The following is a 15,770-nucleotide window of genomic DNA, read 5'->3' as shown; positions in this document are numbered from 1 at the left end:
CCATGACTCGCGGCAAATGGCTGGCAGCCCTGTGCCTGGTGCCGTTCGCCCTGTTCTTTATCGTGTTCGAAATCGCCCCGCTGGTCTGGGTGATGATCAACAGCCTGCAATCGGAAGAATTCGGCTGGGGCTTCGCCAACTTCAGCAAGATCTTCAGTTCCAAGTTCTATCTGCAGGCGATTCAGTACAGCCTGGAGATCAGTTTCTGGTCGAGTGTGTTCGGCATCATCATCGCCGTGCTCGGTGCGTATTCCCTGCGCCGGGTCGACTCGAAACTGCGCAACTTCGTGAATGCCTTCGCCAACATGACCAGCAACTTCGCCGGCGTGCCCCTGGCCTTCGCGTTCATCATCCTGCTCGGTTTCAACGGCAGCATCACCATCATGCTCAAGCAGGCCGGGATCATTCAGGACTTCAACCTGTACTCGAAAACCGGTCTGATCATTCTCTATACCTACTTCCAGATTCCCCTCGGCGTGCTGCTGCTCTACCCGGCCTTCGACGCCTTGCGTGAAGACTGGCGCGAATCCGCTGCGCTGCTCGGCGCCAACGGCTGGCAGTTCTGGCGGCATATTGGTCTGCCGGTGCTGACCCCGGCACTGCTCGGTACGTTTGTGATCCTGCTGGCCAACGCTCTCGGCGCCTACGCCACGGTGTACGCCTTGACCACCGGTAACTTCAACGTGCTGCCGATCCGCATCGCGGCAATGGTTTCCGGGGACATTTCCCTCGACCCGAATCTCGCCAGTGCCCTGGCCGTGGTGCTGGTGGCGTTGATGACTATCGTCACCGTCGCGCATCAATTGCTGCTGAAGAGGAGCTACCATGTCTCGCGCTGAATCCGGCCCGGCCGGCGTCTACCACCGCGTCGTGGTTTATTTGCTGTTCGCGATCCTGCTGCTGCCGCTGGTGGGTACGCTGATCTATTCGATCGCCAGCAGCTGGTCGGCGACCATCCTGCCCAGCGGCTTCACCTTCAAGTGGTACCTCCAGCTGTGGAGCGATCCACGCTTTCTGCATGCTTTCGGCCAGTCGCTGCTGGTGTGCGTGGGCGCGCTGGTGCTGTCGGTGGTGCTGATCCTGCCGTTGCTGTTCGTGGTGCATTACCACTTCCCGAAGCTCGATGCGCTGATGAACATCCTGATCCTGCTGCCCTTCGCGGTGCCGCCAGTGGTGTCGTCGGTAGGCCTGTTGCAACTGTACGGTTCGGGGCCGCTGGCGATGGTCGGTACGCCGTGGATCCTGATCGGTTGCTACTTCACCGTGGCGCTGCCGTTCATGTACCGGGCGATCACCAACAACCTGCAGGCGATCAACCTGCGCGACCTGATGGACGCCGCGCAACTGCTCGGCGCCAGCACCTTTCAGGCCGCGTTTCTGGTGGTACTGCCGAACCTGCGCAAAGGCCTGATGGTCGCGTTGTTGCTGTCGTTCTCGTTCCTGTTCGGGGAATTCGTGTTCGCCAACATCCTCGTCGGCACGCGCTACGAAACCCTGCAGGTATACCTGAACAACATGCGCAACAGCAGCGGCCACTTCACCAGTGCGCTGGTGATCTCGTACTTCTTTTTCGTGCTGGTCCTGACCTGGATCGCCAACATCTTGAACAAGGACAAAAACGAATGAGCTACGTCAGCGTCCAACACCTGCAGAAAAACTACGCGGGCACCACGGTGTTCAGCGACATCAACTGCGAGATCAACAAGGGCGAATTCGTCACCCTGCTCGGCCCGTCCGGTTGCGGCAAGTCCACCCTGCTGCGTTGTATCGCCGGGCTGACGCCGGTGGATGGCGGCAAGATCCTGCTCGATGGCGTCGACATCGTGCCGCTGAGCCCGCAGAAACGCGGGATCGGCATGGTATTCCAGAGCTACGCGCTGTTCCCCAACATGACCGTCGAGCAGAACGTTGCCTTCGGTCTGCGCATGCAGAAGGTGAATCCTGACGACAGTCACAAACGCGTCAGCGAAGTGTTGAAACTGGTTGAACTGCACGACTTCGCCAGCCGCTATCCGCATCAGTTGTCCGGTGGCCAATGCCAGCGTGTCGCCCTCGCCCGCTCCTTGGTCACCCGCCCACGCCTGTTGTTGCTGGATGAACCGCTGTCGGCGCTGGATGCGCGAATCCGCAAACACCTGCGCGAACAGATCCGCCAGATCCAGCGCGAACTCGGCCTGACCACCATCTTCGTCACACACGACCAGGAAGAAGCGCTGACCATGTCCGACCGGATTTTCCTGATGAACCAGGGAAAGATCGTGCAAAGCGGAGACGCCGAAACCCTCTACACCGCACCGGTCGATGTGTTCGCCGCCGGCTTCATCGGCAACTACAACCTGCTCGACGCCGACAGTGCCTCAAAGCTGTTGCAACGGCCGATCAACCACCGCATCGCCATACGTCCGGAAGCCATCGAACTGAGCCTCAATGGCGAACTCGATGCGCAGATCCGCAGCCACAGCCTGCTCGGCAACGTGATCCGCTATCGGGTCGAGGCGCGCGGCGTAGAACTGGTGGTGGATGTGCTCAACCGCTCGGCGGCGGATCTGCATCCCGACGGTCAGCGTCTGGCGCTTTCCATCGATCCGACGGCCCTGTGTGAGGTAGCCTGATGACTTTGCTGACGTTGAAGAGAGAACTGCACTGATGGCCCTGGCAATTTTTGATCTGGACGAAACCCTGATCCACGGCGACTGCGCCACCCTCTGGAGTGAGCAGATGGGGCGCCTGGGCTGGGTCGATCCCGAGTCGTTCATGCGCAAGAACAACGAGCTGATGGACGCCTACAGCCATGGCAAATTGCGCATGGAAGAATTCATGGCGTTCAGCCTCGAACCGCTGATCGGCCGTACCCCGGAAGAGCTCGAGCACCTGGTCGGCCCATGGGTCGAAGACTTTATCGAACCGATCATCTTCAGCGACGCGACCAAAACCATCGCCGCCCATCGCAAGGCCGGCGACCGGATCCTGGTGATCTCGGCCTCGGGCACGCACCTGGTCAAACCGATCGCCGACCGCCTGGGCATCGACGAAATTCTCGGCATCGAACTGGATGTCGCACACGGTGTTTACAGCGGCCAGACCGTCGGCACGCTGACCTACCGCGAAGGCAAGATCACCCGCCTGCTGGAATGGCTGGACGCCGAGGAAGAGAACCTGGAAGGCGCGAGTTTCTACTCCGACTCACGCAATGACTTGCCGTTGCTACTGAAGGTGGATTTCCCGCATGTGGTGAATCCGGATCCGGTGCTGCTGGAGCATGCCGAAAAAGCAGGCTGGCCGATCCATCTCTGGAAGTAAAAACAAAGATCGCAGCCTGCGGCAGCTCCTACAGGGTGTACACCCTCCCACTGTAGGAGCTGCCGCAGGCTGCGATCTTTTGATCTTGCCCTTCCAATCAGCTCAGACTGTCGTCAATCACCAGCACCACTTTCCCCGAAACCGTATTGCTCGCCAGCTCGGCAAACGCCGCCTCGGCGTCTTTCACCGGAAAGGTTTTCGCCAGTTGCGGACTCAACCGTCCTTCGGCAAACAGCGGCCACACATGCAGGCTCAAGTCGCTGAACAGGTCGGCCTTGAACTGATCATCGCGACTGCGCAACGTCGAACCGAGCAACTGCACACGTTTGGCCAGTACCTGTGCCAGGTCCAGTTTCGCCTCACGCCCGCCCATCAGACCAATCAGCACCCAGCGTCCATCCAGCGCCGTCAGCTTGAGGTTCAGCGCCGCATAATTGCCGCCGACCGGATCGAGGATCACGTCAAACGGACCGAAGTCGCGCAGACTCTCCAGGTCATCGCTGCGCACCACCCCGCCCTGGGCGCCCAGCGCTTCACAGTAGGCCAGACGCTCGGGCGAGCCAACGCTGACCCAACAGGGATTGCCAAACGCCTTGCACAGCTGAATGGCGGCTGAACCAATTCCACTCGCGCCAGCATGCAGCAGAACCTTCTCGCCCGGTTTCAACGCCGCCAGTTGAAACACGTTGAGCCAGACCGTTGCATAAACCTCGGGTAATGCCGCGGCCTCGATCAACGAAACACCTTCGGGCACCGGCAGCACGTGCCGTCCGTCGACGACCACCTCTTCAGCCATTCCGCCCCCGGCCAGCAACGCGCAGACCCGGTCGCCGACCTGCCAGGACGAGCCGGCGCCGACTTCGCTGATCACCCCGGAGCACTCAAGACCGAGCACCTGACTGGCACCGGGCGGCGGTGGATAAAGCCCGGCTTTCTGTAATAAATCGGCGCGATTGAGGCCGGCTGCCGCCACACGAATGCGCACTTGTCCTACATCACATGCCGGACTCGACTCTTCAACCCATGCCACTTGACCTTCAACGCCTTGCAATGCCTTCACAGTGCCTCCATAGTGAGTCTGGACTGAGCCCGAAGCTGTAGCGCCGGGCTTTTTGCATTATGCGACCGGCTCTCGTAGAACCGGCGACTTCAAAGACGGCCTAATATGCGTTATCAATTGTCCCCGCGTCGAATCAGCATGAAGCATTTGCTCCCCAGCACCGCCCTCGCTCTTTTCATCGGTATCGGCTTGTTGCCGATGTCGGGCAAAACCTTCGCAGCCAACAGCTGGGACAACTTGCAGCCTGATCGCGACGAAGTGATCGCCAGTCTCAACGTCGTCGAGTTGCTCAAGCGTCACCACTACAGCAAGCCGCCGCTCGACGATGCGCGCTCGGTGATCATCTACGACAGCTACATCAAGCTGCTGGACCCGTCGCGCAGCTATTTCATGGCCAGCGACATCGCCGAATTCGACAAGTGGAAGACCCAGTTCGACGACTTCCTCAAAAGCGGCGACCTCAACGCCGGGTTCACCATCTACAAGCGCTATCTGGACCGCGTCAAGGCGCGTCTGGACTTCGCTATTGCGGAGCTGAACAAGGGCGTCGACAAGATGGACTTCACCACCAAGGAGACCTTGCTGATCGATCGCAAGGACGCCCCTTGGCTCAAATCCACCGCTGAACTCGACGACCTGTGGCGCAAACGCGTCAAGGACGAAGTGCTGCGGCAGAAGATTGCCGGCAAGGATTCCAAGCAGATCCAGGAAACCCTGACCAAGCGCTACAAGAATCAGTTGGCGCGCCTCGATCAGACCCGCGCGGAAGACATCTTCCAGGCGTACATCAACACCTTCGCCATGTCCTACGACCCGCACACCAATTATCTGTCGCCAGATAACGCGGAGAACTTCGACATCAACATGAGCCTGTCCCTGGAGGGCATCGGCGCCGTGTTGCAGAGCGATAACGATCAAGTGAAAGTCGTGCGTCTGGTGCCGGCAGGCCCGGCCGACAAGACCAAGCAGGTCGCACCGGCCGACAAGATCATCGGCGTTGCCCAGGGCAACAAAGAGATGGTCGACGTGGTGGGCTGGCGTCTGGACGAAGTGGTCAAGCTGATCCGCGGCCCGAAAGGCACCGTGGTGCGCCTGGAAGTGATTCCGGCGAGCAATGCGCCGAACGACCAGACCAGCAAGATCGTGCCGATCACTCGCGAAGCGGTGAAGCTTGAAGACCAGGCGGTGAAAAAGTCCGTGCTGAACCTGAAACAGGACGGCAAGGACTACAAGCTCGGCGTCATTGAGATCCCGGCCTTCTACCTCGACTTCAAGGCGTTCCGTGCCGGTGATCCGGATTACAAGAGCACCACCCGTGACGTCAAGAAACTGCTGACCGAACTGCAGAAAGAGAAAGTCGACGGCGTGGTCATCGACCTGCGCAACAACGGCGGCGGCTCCCTGCAGGAAGCCACCGAACTGACCAGCCTGTTCATCGACAAGGGCCCAACCGTCCTCGTGCGTAATGCCGATGGCCGCGTCGATGTCCTCGAAGATGAAAACCCGGGCGCGTTCTACAAAGGCCCGATGGCACTGCTGGTCAACCGCCTGTCCGCTTCGGCTTCGGAGATTTTTGCCGGCGCCATGCAGGACTACCATCGCGCACTGATCATCGGTGGCCAGACCTTCGGCAAAGGCACCGTACAGACCATTCAGCCGCTGAACCATGGCGAACTGAAACTGACGCTGGCCAAGTTCTACCGGGTGTCCGGGCAGAGTACCCAGCATCAGGGCGTGCTGCCGGACATCGACTACCCGTCGATCATCGACACCAAGGAAATCGGCGAAAGTGCCCTGCCGGAAGCCATGCCGTGGGACACCATCAAGGCGGCGATCAGGCCGGCCTCCGATCCGTTCAAACCGTTCCTCGCGCAGCTCAAGTCCGAGCACGACGCACGCAGCGCCAAAGACGCCGAGTTCGTGTTCATCCGCGACAAGCTGGCCCTGGCGCAGAAGCTGATGGAAGAAAAAACCGTCAGCCTCAACGAAGCCGATCGTCGTGCCCAGCACGCGGACATCGATGCCAAGCAACTGGCGATGGAAAACATCCGTCGCAAAGCCAAAGGCGAAGAGCCGCTCAAAGAGCTGAAGAAAGAAGATGAAGACGCGCTGGCCGCAGCCGAGCCGGACAAGGTCAAACCAGAAGACGACGCCTACCTGAGCGAAACCGGGCGCGTGCTGCTGGATTACCTGAAGCTGAGCAATCAGGTGGCCAAGAAGTAAGATGATGGCAATTTAGTGGTGACGCTCCCCGGAGCGTCATCAAACAGTCATCATTCTGTCGTGAAATAAAGGACTGGGAGCGCCTCTTCAAACAAGAGCGCTCCCAGTCCTTTTTTTATCGCCAGAGATTGCCATGACCACGACCGAACAGCTGAGTGCCTTGAGCTCGATCCTGACTCAAAGCGGTTTGCACAGCCTGTTCCAGCCGATCATCTGTCTCTCCGAGCGTCGCATTCTCGGCTACGAAGCCCTTACCCGAGGCCCGTCCAACAGCCCGCTACACTCGCCTATCGCGCTGTTCGCCGTGGCGCGTCAGGCTGGCCGCTTGAGCGAACTGGAGATCGCCTGCCGCCAGTCGGCCTGCCGTCGTTTCAACGAGCAGCAACTGCCGGGCAAGCTGTTCCTCAACGTCTCGCCGGAGTCCCTGCTCGAAGCCGCGCACCAACCGGGACGAACCCTGCAACTGCTGCAGGACTTCGGCATTCCGCCGAGCCAAGTGGTCATCGAACTCACCGAACAGACGCCGATCGACGATTTCCAGTTGCTGCAAACCGCGCTGCATCACTATCGGGCGATGGGCTTTTCGATTGCACTGGATGACTTGGGTGCCGGCTATTCGAGCCTGCGTCTGTGGTCGGAGCTGCGCCCGGACTACGTGAAGATCGACCGGCACTTTATCGACGGCATTCATCAGGACGCGTTGAAACGAGAGTTCGTCGGCTCGATCCTGCAAATCGCCAAGGCCTCGCGCGCGCAGGTGATCGCCGAGGGGATCGAGTTGCCGGAAGAATTGGCGGTGCTGACCGAAATGGGTGTCGATCTGGTGCAGGGCTACCTGCTCGGTCGCCCACAGGAACATCCATCTCGCGATGCCCGGGCCTTGATGCCGAAACACGACAGCAGCGCCGTGGCGTTGAATGACGAAGGCAGCGACCTCAGCGCCCTGCTCAACGACCAACCGGCGGTGCATCGCGACACGCCGACTGCCACGGTGTTGGAGGCCTTCCGCCGCCAGGCCAATCTGAATTCACTGGCAGTGCTCGACGAACAGGGCCAGCCATGCGGCATCGTCCATCGCCATTCGCTGTCCGACGCACTGCTGAAACCGTTCGCCACCGGCCTGTTCGCGCGCAAACCGATCAGCCGCCTGATGAACGACGACTTCCTTGCCGTGGAAATGAGCCAGTCGCTGCAACAGGTCAGCCGCCTGATCACCAGCCGCGCCCGACAGCGCATCGAAGAAGATTTCATCATCACCCTCAATGGCGGCTATCTCGGCCTCGGTCGGGTGATCGACGTGCTCAAACTGATCACCGAACTGAAAATCCAGCAGGCGCGCTACGCCAACCCGTTGACCCTGCTGCCCGGCAACGTGCCGATCCAGCAATGCCTGACCCGCCTGCTGCAACAGGGCCGCGAGTCGATCATCTGCTACGTCGACATCGACAGCTTCAAACCCTTCAACGACATCTACGGCTACGGCCGTGGCGACGAAGTCCTGCTGTGCCTGGCGCAATGCCTGAACGAACGCGTCGACCCGTCCCGCGACTTCGTCGGCCACATCGGCGGCGACGACTTCCTGCTGGTGCTCGGCCCGGAAGACTGGCGCAAACGCCTCAATCAACTGCTCGACGACTTCCAGAGCCAATGCCGCCGTTTCTATCGCCCGGAGCACCTTGAAGCTGGCTGCTTCATCGCGCCGAATCGCCAGGGTGTGCGGCAGGAGTTTTCGCTGCTCTCGTTATCGATCGGCGTCGTCCACCTGCAACCCGAGGCCTGCGCAGAACTGGATGCCAGCCAACTCGCGGAAATGGCTTCGCAGGCGAAGCATCATGCGAAGAATGTTCCGGGGTATAGCGTGCATGTGATTGATAGTCTCACTGCTGCCGACCTGCAACCGCCGCAACTGATTGGCCAGCGCTGACTCCCCGCACGACAGAGATCCCTGTGGGAGCGGGCTTGCTCGCGAAGGGGTCAGTCCATACAGCTCATATCTAACCCCGAGCCAATTTCACAAAGCTTTCGCGCACATTATCAAAAACATCACCACGTAGTTTTTTCTTCGCCTGCAGCCCTTGAGAGATCTTCTTTCCAAACTTCCTGTGCTAATTGATAGACACTCTGAAAAAAACTGCGCGGTTCGTTTAAGGAATACCATTCCTCCCGTGGCCAGCTATTCGCTTCACACTCATCGATTTCAAAGGGTCTTTGAAAGTCAAATTTCGGATCTTCGAGCGCTCGCTCTAGAAATTCAAATAGTACGCATTTATGCCTATAAGAAAGATAAGGCAACACCAAACAATATTTTCTTATAAGAACCTCCCTATCAACTGGATCATCCGGATTATAAACACCAAGCTCTACGCCTCGAGTTTCCTCTCGATCATAAACATCAAACCTACTAACAAACCAAGTCAAACTCGGTTCAAACGGCTCATTCAAAAACGGATCCTTCAACATTACCTACCCTCCGCCGGGAAGCCCGTGAATGGTTCCTGCGTATTTATCTGATCAAATTTCACTTCAAACCAGTTCAAATTCTCATTAAGAGTTGGATTTTGCTCATCTCGTTTATTCGGTCTATATCCGCGCCCCGCACCGGGTAGTTCCAATCTAACTATTGGAGCATGGTTCTGGTCCTTCCCTGTGTGCATTATTCGGCCATTTTTGTCCTTCGTCATCGCTTTATTCAGTGCACCCAAATGCATTCGCCAGTTATGGAACTGAGAGCTAAGATTTCCTCTGGCACCTCTTGGGACTATACCTGTATGAGGATCTGCTCCATTGATGCCACGTTGCTTCAGTGCTGGATCGGATATTTCCGAACTATGTTTTTTCACAGTGTGCATGCCATAAAGATTTTCATATTCATATACCCGACGCTTCGCGTTCTCCTCAGCCACCTCATCAAGCCTCGCCCGCCGCTCCTGCGTTGTCATCTTTGGCAGCGAAGGAGAGCCCTCTTCAACAACTACGCGGCCTGCCTCGTATCGCATCGGGCGACGCGGATTCGTCGGCGGACAACTGCAGCTCAACCCCAACGGATCCACCCACCCCGTCGGATTCGGCACGTACTGGTATTGGTTGAGTCCACCCGCCAACTTGATCGGATCCGGCGTCAGATACCGTCCCAACCTCGGGTCGTAAAACCGATGCCGGTTGTAATGCAGCCCACTCTCCGCGTCGAAATACTGCCCCTGAAAGCGCAGTGGCTGGTCCAGGTAGTCCTCGCCCGCCAGGGTGATCGCGGCGACTTTGCCGTAGGCGTCGTATTGCGCCGACCAGACGATTTCGCCGCTGTAATCGGTCAGTTCCTGCGGGGTGCCGAGGTGGTCGAGCTGGTAGTAGAACGGGCAGGCGCGTTTCGCGCCTTTACCGTCGAGCAGCGCCAGCGGGCGGAAGGTGCCGGGTTCGTAGACGTAGCTGCGGTATTGGACCTTGCTGCTTTCGGCGACGAGATGGTCGCCTTGCCAGAAGAACTCGGTGCTGTGGCCGTCGACGGTCTTGCGGATGCGTCGACCAAAAGCGTCATATTGGTAGGTCGCGGTTTGGCCGTCCGGGCGGGTCAGGCCGATCAGGCGGTGCTGGCAGTCGTAGCGGTATTCGGTGATCAGCAGTTGATCGCGGCCGCGACGCTCGCGGATCAGGTTGCCGAAGGCGTCATAGTCGTAATGCCGGTCGCCCTGCATCAGCAGGCGGTTGCCCTTGATCCGCGTGGGGCCGGGACGGTCCTGCATCAGCAGGTTGCCGGCCGGGTTGTGGGCGAAGGCTTCCGGCAGTTCGTCGCGCGAATGACGTACGCGGATCAAGCGGTCGAGGGCGTCGTAGCCGTAGGTGCGCTGACCGTGACGGCTGTCGGCAATGTGTTCCAGATTGCCGTTGGCGCTGTAGGCATAATCGCGGCGATACAGCGAAGCGTGCTGATGACCTACAGCGTGGGCCAGCAAACGGCCCTGGTCGTCATAGGCGTATTCGCTGAGCAGCAGGCCTTGCTGGCGTTGTTGTTCACGACCCGATTGATAGATGTGGCTGGTCAGCCGTGTGCCATTAAGGTCGATGGCGGTCAGCGCACCGCCCTTGGCGTAGTGATAGTCGAGCTTGCTGTTGTCCGGCAGACGCTGGCGTTTGAGCTGACCGCAGGCGTCATAGGCATAACGCAGGGTGCCCCAGCCCTGATGCTCGGTGATCAGTCGGTCCTGCAGGTCGTATTCAAAGGCCAGTGGATGTTGCTGGCCGTCATCGACGCCGATCAACCGGCCCAGGCGGTCATAGCGATACTCGACCTGAACTCCGTCGGGCAGGGTTTTCAGCAGCAGACGCCCGGCCGCATCACGCGCGTAGGCAGTGACCAGCGTCGAGCCGTCGTCGCCGAACTCGGTCTTCTCCAGCAGGTGCCCGTTACGGTCGTAGGCGTATGCGGTGCGCCGGCCGTCGAAGCCGGTTTCCTGTCGGATCAATCCGCTAGGCGTGTAGTCCAGTCGGTACTTTTCGCCGGATTCGTTCTCGATTTCAGTCAGCAGCAGTTGCGCATGGTCGTAGCGATACTGCACCCGCGTGCCGTCGGGATTGATCCTGCGCGAGACCAGATGCAGGTCGTCGTCATACTCGTAACGGGTGATGCGCCCGAGCTCGTCGCGCTCGGCCGTGACCTGGCCGTACGCGCCGTAGCTGTAGGCGCGGGTGGCGCCTGTAGGCAAAGTCATCTGAACCAGTCGGCCAATGGCATCCCACTGCTGGCGAGTAACGGCACCGTGTTCGTCGCAAGTGGTCGTCCGTCGCCCCAGCGTATCGTAGGAAAAACGCCGTACACCGCCGTCAGGCAGGGTTTCCTCGATCAGTTGGCCGAGGTCATTCCACGACAACTTGTGCCGGCTGCTGTCCGGATAGCGGATCGACAGCAACTGCCCGCGCGTGTCGTAGTAGTAATGGGTGACCTGGCCGTCAGGATCGACCGCCTCGGTGACATCCCCTTCGGCGTTGCGCCGATACGTCCAGACCGCGTCACCACGAGAACGGCTGTGCAGGAAACCGTTGCGATACTCGTAGGACGTTGGCTCATTGTCCGGCGGAAGCAGCGCGATCAGCCGTCCGACGTCGTCGTAGCGGTATTCGGTGACCGCACCCAGCGGATCCTGCTCGGCGATCAACCGGCCCGCAGCGTCATACGCCTTGAGATGCTCACCGCCATCGGCCTCGACCTTGCGCACCAGCCGTGCGCTGTCATCGTGGACGTAGGTTTCCTCGGTGCCATCAACGTAATGCACCGTGACGCGGTCGCTGTCGTCCCAGACATACCGCGTATTCATCTGCGCGAACGAGGCCCAATGGCGCACGCAACGCGCGGCTTTGCCGGAACGCTCCCACTCCCAGAAAAAGCTCGCGCCGCCGCTCAGTTGCCGCTGCAGGATGACGTGCTGATCGTCGTAGTCGTAACGCTCGCTGTCCCCGACGGCATTGGTCGCGGCCAACAATCGCTGACGGGCGTCGTAGCAATAACTGACCAGCGTTTGCTCGGTGCGCCAGCCACCCGCCTCAAACACCTGGTAATCAACTGCCACCAGATGCGCCCGGTCGTAGCGCAACAGCAGCGAGCGCCCGGCCCCGCTATCCAGACGCTGCACACGCTCGGAATGATCGCGATGCACCGTCAGACGATTGCCATATGCATCACTGACCGCCGTCAGTCGCCCGGCACGAAAGTGATAAAACCGCGCCGCATCCCCCGCCAGCGCGAGGATCAGTTCCTCGGGCTCATCGCCGAGAAAAATCGCCGCCCGTGACAGGCTGTTGTGGATCTGCGGCCGTTCAACACTGGGCAATGGGAACCGCGTGCGCCGGTTCTCGTGATCGACCCAGACCACCGCCTCGCCATCGAACTCCAGCCGATGCGCCAGCGAATGGCTCCAGCCAAACCCCAGCCCGACATCGATCTCCACCGCGCTGGTGCGGTACAACCGGGTGAACTCGAACGGCAGCAAGCCATCGAGCGTGCCATCGGTCAGGGTCAGCAGTTCTTCGCCGGTGACCATCGACACCGGGCAGCCGTTGGTGCAGGTCAGCGGCGCGCAATCGGCGCTGTCGCCGTTGGGGTTTTTCGCTTGTTCCGGCGAGTCGTCGTGATGCTCGTTTTTCTTCAGGGCGGCATTGCGCTTCGCATCCCAGCGCAACTGCATGCGGCCCTTTTTAACGCCGGCGGCAATGCCCCGCGCGGCGACAGTTTTGTACTGGTCGACGTAATGGATGAACGTGTTGACGATGCCGAACATCGCCTTGACCAGACGTTTCACAACCGTGAGCAGCTGGGCGGCGCGATCCGCCAGACGTAGCGTCAGATAAGCGATCCCTGCGCCAGCCCCGACGAATGTCAACACAACGCCGATCAGCACATCGAGCAGCACCTGCACGATCATCATCGACGCCATTTCAGCGGTTTTGCCGGCGATCTGGCTGGGCGGCAGCATCTCCAGCCAGAGACTCGCACTGCGCAGCAGCAAACACAGCGCCGCCTCATCGCTGACCAGCAACTGCAGCTTTTGCATGACATCCGGAGCTGATTCTGCGAGGCGGATCAGATCGGCCGCGCCGCTTCCAAGGCGATCGGCAAACGCGCCTGGATCCTGCAGAATTTCCGACAGCATGCCGAGGCTGTCCCACACCCCCTCGATCGCCGCCCAGCTCCCGGCGAGCATGCCGTTGCCTGCCGCTGTCGCCACCGACTGCGACCACTGCGGCTTGAACCCCTGCCACTCGCTGCGCAGCCAGCCCTCCAGATTACCGGTCAAGCCGTCGTAGGACTTGAACAGCGCCTCGATCTGCTCCGAGGTAACCTCGCTGTGCACCTGCACGCGATAGAACTTGCCGGGCGTCCCGGTGAATGTTCCCCGGCCTTGCGCATCAAGTCCGACGGGGAAGATTTGGCCATCATCCACCGCCACCACATCGACCACGATGTCGCCCAGCGGAATGTCGTACACCGACTCGAATTTGCTCTCGATCGTCAGCACCCCGCTTTTCGGGCACTGCACGACGCCGGAGGCAAACTCACTGTCTCCTGTGCTGACAGCGGTGATGCGATCACCGAAACGGATGATCCGCTCCATGCCCATCAGCGACGGCAGATCCGCCGCGTGGCTGACCTGATCCGCCGCGCTGCTGAACCAGTGTTCAAGCTGCTGGCGATAGAGGCTGAGGGTGTCGGGAAAGCTGTCGAGTTCCTGCTCGATACGGCTGACGGCTTCCATCAGCGCACGCAACGATGCGGGGTGGAATGAAAAACCGGGTCAAACATGAGCGTTCCCTCGCGCAAAAATTAGGCGCGGGGACTTTGCGGGGGATCAATCAGGAAAGAAGTCAGGCGAGTAGGCTTTTGCTGTAGGACAAATCTGCAAAGGACTGATTACTACAAAACGTATGGCGATAAACGCAAACGTGGCGTGAGGTTTCCCTCACGCCACGTTTATCGGTCGATACAAAATGATTTACTGGGTTTAATCCCGAGCGCTCAACTCTTGGAGTTTGAGCTCGGCCAACGGGTGGCCGGCCTTGGCGGCCAGCGTCCACCAGCGCGCCGCTTCTGTCGGATCCGGCGCTTTGCTCGGAGTACCGGCCAGGCTGATCACGCCGACCTGATAAGCCGCTTTGCCATCGCCGGCGAGCGCCGCCAGACGCAACAGCCGCACACCTTCTTCGCGGGCGCCCAGGCCAACACCGCGAAACGTCAGAATGTGCCCATAAAAGCTTTGCGCGCCGACATCGCCAAGATTGGCCATGCGCGCAAACTGCCCTTCGAGCCAGCGCCAGCCTCTGGGCTGGCGGACGAACCACGACCAGTGAAACAGCCTGCGGGCCAACCAGTAACTGGCCGACGCCTTGAGTCGAAAGAACACTCAGGCCTCCGCCGATTCCGGGTACTCGTATTCGAAGACCCTGACCACTTCCGACGCATGCCAAGAGGCAGCCGCAACGCCATCGGATGGCCCGGAGAAACGTCCCAGACGTTCAACGCATTCAAAAAAACCGGTTCGGGGCAAACGGCTGGCCCCTTGGCTGATCACCAGCGAACTGCGCAATGGCTGCTCGGCCTTGGCGTCGAGTGCGGCCAGATGCTCAAGTGCCGCGGTCAGCGTCTGCATCGCCGGCGTCGGCAGTTGCAAACGTTCGAGCAAGGCTCGATAGGTCAACAGATGGCGCTGCCTGCGCGCCTGATCCAGCTCCCCCAGCAATCCGTCCCAATGTTGACGACTGATGCGTACGCTCACGATTCATCCCTCCAACCCGGCACCGTCAGTTCCCAGGCCAGGCTGCGGCGAATCGCGGCGTCAGGTTGACGCTCGCCGCTTTCGATCATGGCCAGATAAGACGGGCTGATGCCTACCGTGCGGGCCAGCGCCTCGATGGCGATGCCCTTCCCTTCGCGCAAACTGCGTAGTTGATCCAGACCTGGAAGAATCGGGTCTGGCGCTGCGGCGGCCGGCGCTGGCGCCTGCTGCTGCGGTATGTCGTTGATGCCTGCTGCTTTCAGTAGAGCCTGATACTGGCCCCATGGCAGAACCGCGTATTCGGGTTCGCCATCGCGTGCAATTATCTGAATATCCATGACTACCCCGTAGGACAACAACACTTAGCGAGTCGGCACTTTTCCCTAGAAGTGTAATCCTAACAGCGGCCAAGGTCGCGGGGGGTATCAATCTGCCTGCAGGCGAGGTGAATCAGGTTTTTTTCGGGCCCTGCAGTTGAAGTTGCTCGGGGGTATCGGGCAAACGTTCGACCACTGCGAGTTTTTCCGGCTGTTGTCGATTGCGCCAGAGCCGGAAGACAGCGAGTTCGTCGTCGAGGGTTTTCATCAGCCAGGCGAGAACAGCAATGTCATCGAGCATGCCGAAGACGGGGATGAAATCCGGGATCGCGTCCACCGGGCTGAGGAAATACATCAACCCTGCCACCACCGAAACGATGGCTTTCGGACTGATCGCCCGGTACTCGCCGCGCCAGTAAGCCAGACACAAGGCCTGGAGCAAGCGCAGATCATCCTTGAGCTTGCCCAGGCGATTACCTTGCGCAGCGCCCTTGCTCGCCACGGCGAACAGCAGAGTCGGCAGCCGGCCACGGGCCAGCAGGCGTCCCGCCAGAGGCAGAAACCGGGCGAAATTCCACGGCGCTTTCATCTATTTCTCCCGTTGAAATGTTA

At 59.9% G+C, this 15,770-nt stretch carries 13 protein-coding genes; 6 read left to right on the top strand and 7 right to left on the bottom strand.

Features of this window, described 5'->3' with window-relative positions; genetic code table 11:
* Positions 1–2 precede the first annotated feature (2 nt).
* Genes GTQ41_RS08750 through GTQ41_RS08735 form a run of 4 tightly spaced genes read left to right on the top strand, consistent with a single transcriptional unit; the run spans position 3 to position 3,300 of the window.
* A complete protein-coding gene (locus GTQ41_RS08750) occupies positions 3–839 on the top strand; it encodes an ABC transporter permease subunit (RefSeq protein ID WP_196302421.1) in 837 nt (278 codons plus the stop codon).
* Positions 826–1,626: an ABC transporter permease gene (locus GTQ41_RS08745; RefSeq protein ID WP_047292928.1), complete on the top strand. Its 801-nt coding sequence runs from the start codon at positions 826–828 to the stop codon at positions 1,624–1,626. The genes GTQ41_RS08750 and GTQ41_RS08745 overlap by 14 nt, the downstream gene beginning before the upstream one ends.
* Positions 1,623–2,612: an ABC transporter ATP-binding protein gene (locus GTQ41_RS08740; RefSeq protein WP_047292927.1), complete on the top strand. Its 990-nt coding sequence runs from the start codon at positions 1,623–1,625 to the stop codon at positions 2,610–2,612. Before GTQ41_RS08745 ends, GTQ41_RS08740 begins: the two co-directional genes overlap by 4 nt.
* Positions 2,613–2,646: 34 nt before the next feature.
* Positions 2,647–3,300: an HAD family phosphatase gene (locus GTQ41_RS08735; protein WP_047292926.1), complete on the top strand. Its 654-nt coding sequence runs from the start codon at positions 2,647–2,649 to the stop codon at positions 3,298–3,300.
* Between the two features lie 97 nt (positions 3,301–3,397).
* Here GTQ41_RS08735 and GTQ41_RS08730 read toward each other — a convergent pair whose 3' ends face one another.
* Positions 3,398–4,360 carry a zinc-binding dehydrogenase gene (locus GTQ41_RS08730; protein ID WP_047292925.1) on the bottom strand — a complete coding sequence of 321 codons (963 nt, stop codon included), beginning with the start codon at positions 4,358–4,360 and terminating at the stop codon, positions 3,398–3,400.
* 138 nt (positions 4,361–4,498) lie between these two features.
* On the opposite strand from GTQ41_RS08730, the gene GTQ41_RS08725 reads away from it, so the two are divergent.
* Positions 4,499–6,583 carry a carboxy terminal-processing peptidase gene (locus GTQ41_RS08725; protein ID WP_182404143.1) on the top strand — a complete coding sequence of 695 codons (2,085 nt, stop codon included), beginning with the start codon at positions 4,499–4,501 and terminating at the stop codon, positions 6,581–6,583.
* 133 nt (positions 6,584–6,716) lie between these two features.
* Positions 6,717–8,507 (top strand): bifunctional diguanylate cyclase/phosphodiesterase, encoded by a 1,791-nt coding sequence (locus GTQ41_RS08720; protein WP_217325482.1) that lies wholly within the window; start codon positions 6,717–6,719, stop codon positions 8,505–8,507.
* Between the two features lie 119 nt (positions 8,508–8,626).
* On the opposite strand, the gene GTQ41_RS08715 is transcribed toward GTQ41_RS08720, so the two are convergent.
* From GTQ41_RS08715 to GTQ41_RS08690, 6 genes are all read right to left on the bottom strand, one after another.
* A complete protein-coding gene (locus GTQ41_RS08715; RefSeq protein ID WP_080963254.1) occupies positions 8,627–9,043 on the bottom strand; it encodes a hypothetical protein in 417 nt (138 codons plus the stop codon).
* The gene (locus GTQ41_RS08710) at positions 9,043–13,824 is read right to left on the bottom strand and encodes an RHS repeat-associated core domain-containing protein (protein ID WP_047292921.1); all 4,782 of its coding nucleotides are present in this window, start codon (positions 13,822–13,824) and stop codon (positions 9,043–9,045) included. Before GTQ41_RS08710 ends, GTQ41_RS08715 begins: the two co-directional genes overlap by 1 nt.
* 246 nt (positions 13,825–14,070) lie before the next feature.
* Positions 14,071–14,469, bottom strand: coding sequence for an SEL1-like repeat protein (locus GTQ41_RS08705; RefSeq protein ID WP_047292920.1), 399 nt, complete (start codon positions 14,467–14,469; stop codon positions 14,071–14,073).
* Positions 14,470–14,841: a hypothetical protein gene (locus GTQ41_RS08700; protein ID WP_003223109.1), complete on the bottom strand. Its 372-nt coding sequence runs from the start codon at positions 14,839–14,841 to the stop codon at positions 14,470–14,472.
* Complete coding sequence (locus GTQ41_RS08695; protein WP_041071888.1) at positions 14,838–15,179, bottom strand: helix-turn-helix domain-containing protein; 342 nt, start codon at positions 15,177–15,179, stop codon at positions 14,838–14,840. The genes GTQ41_RS08700 and GTQ41_RS08695 overlap by 4 nt, the downstream gene beginning before the upstream one ends.
* 112 nt (positions 15,180–15,291) lie before the next feature.
* Positions 15,292–15,747: a YkvA family protein gene (locus tag GTQ41_RS08690; protein WP_217325481.1), complete on the bottom strand. Its 456-nt coding sequence runs from the start codon at positions 15,745–15,747 to the stop codon at positions 15,292–15,294.
* Between the last annotated feature and the right edge of the window lie 23 nt (positions 15,748–15,770).

Source organism: Pseudomonas sp. AN-B15, from assembly GCF_019056475.1.
GTDB classification, from domain to species: domain Bacteria; phylum Pseudomonadota; class Gammaproteobacteria; order Pseudomonadales; family Pseudomonadaceae; genus Aquipseudomonas; species Aquipseudomonas parakoreensis.
Note: the sequence above shows the minus strand (reverse complement) of the source record. Positions and strands in the feature narration are given on the sequence as shown.

Bases quoted from the DNA above. Each gene is read 5' to 3' on its own strand.
- GTQ41_RS08720 (WP_217325482.1), top strand. From the start codon at position 6,717: ATGACCACGACCGAACAGCTGAGTGCCTTGAGCTCGATCCTGACTCAA.
- GTQ41_RS08735 (WP_047292926.1), top strand. From the start codon at position 2,647: ATGGCCCTGGCAATTTTTGATCTGGACGAAACCCTGATCCACGGCGAC.
- GTQ41_RS08725 (WP_182404143.1), top strand. From the start codon at position 4,499: ATGAAGCATTTGCTCCCCAGCACCGCCCTCGCTCTTTTCATCGGTATC.
- GTQ41_RS08695 (WP_041071888.1), bottom strand. From the start codon at position 15,179: ATGGATATTCAGATAATTGCACGCGATGGCGAACCCGAATACGCGGTT.
- GTQ41_RS08690 (WP_217325481.1), bottom strand. From the start codon at position 15,747: ATGAAAGCGCCGTGGAATTTCGCCCGGTTTCTGCCTCTGGCGGGACGC.
- GTQ41_RS08710 (WP_047292921.1), bottom strand. From the start codon at position 13,824: ATGGAAGCCGTCAGCCGTATCGAGCAGGAACTCGACAGCTTTCCCGAC.
- GTQ41_RS08745 (WP_047292928.1), top strand. From the start codon at position 826: ATGTCTCGCGCTGAATCCGGCCCGGCCGGCGTCTACCACCGCGTCGTG.
- GTQ41_RS08715 (WP_080963254.1), bottom strand. From the start codon at position 9,043: ATGTTGAAGGATCCGTTTTTGAATGAGCCGTTTGAACCGAGTTTGACT.
- GTQ41_RS08750 (WP_196302421.1), top strand. From the start codon at position 3: ATGACTCGCGGCAAATGGCTGGCAGCCCTGTGCCTGGTGCCGTTCGCC.
- GTQ41_RS08740 (WP_047292927.1), top strand. From the start codon at position 1,623: ATGAGCTACGTCAGCGTCCAACACCTGCAGAAAAACTACGCGGGCACC.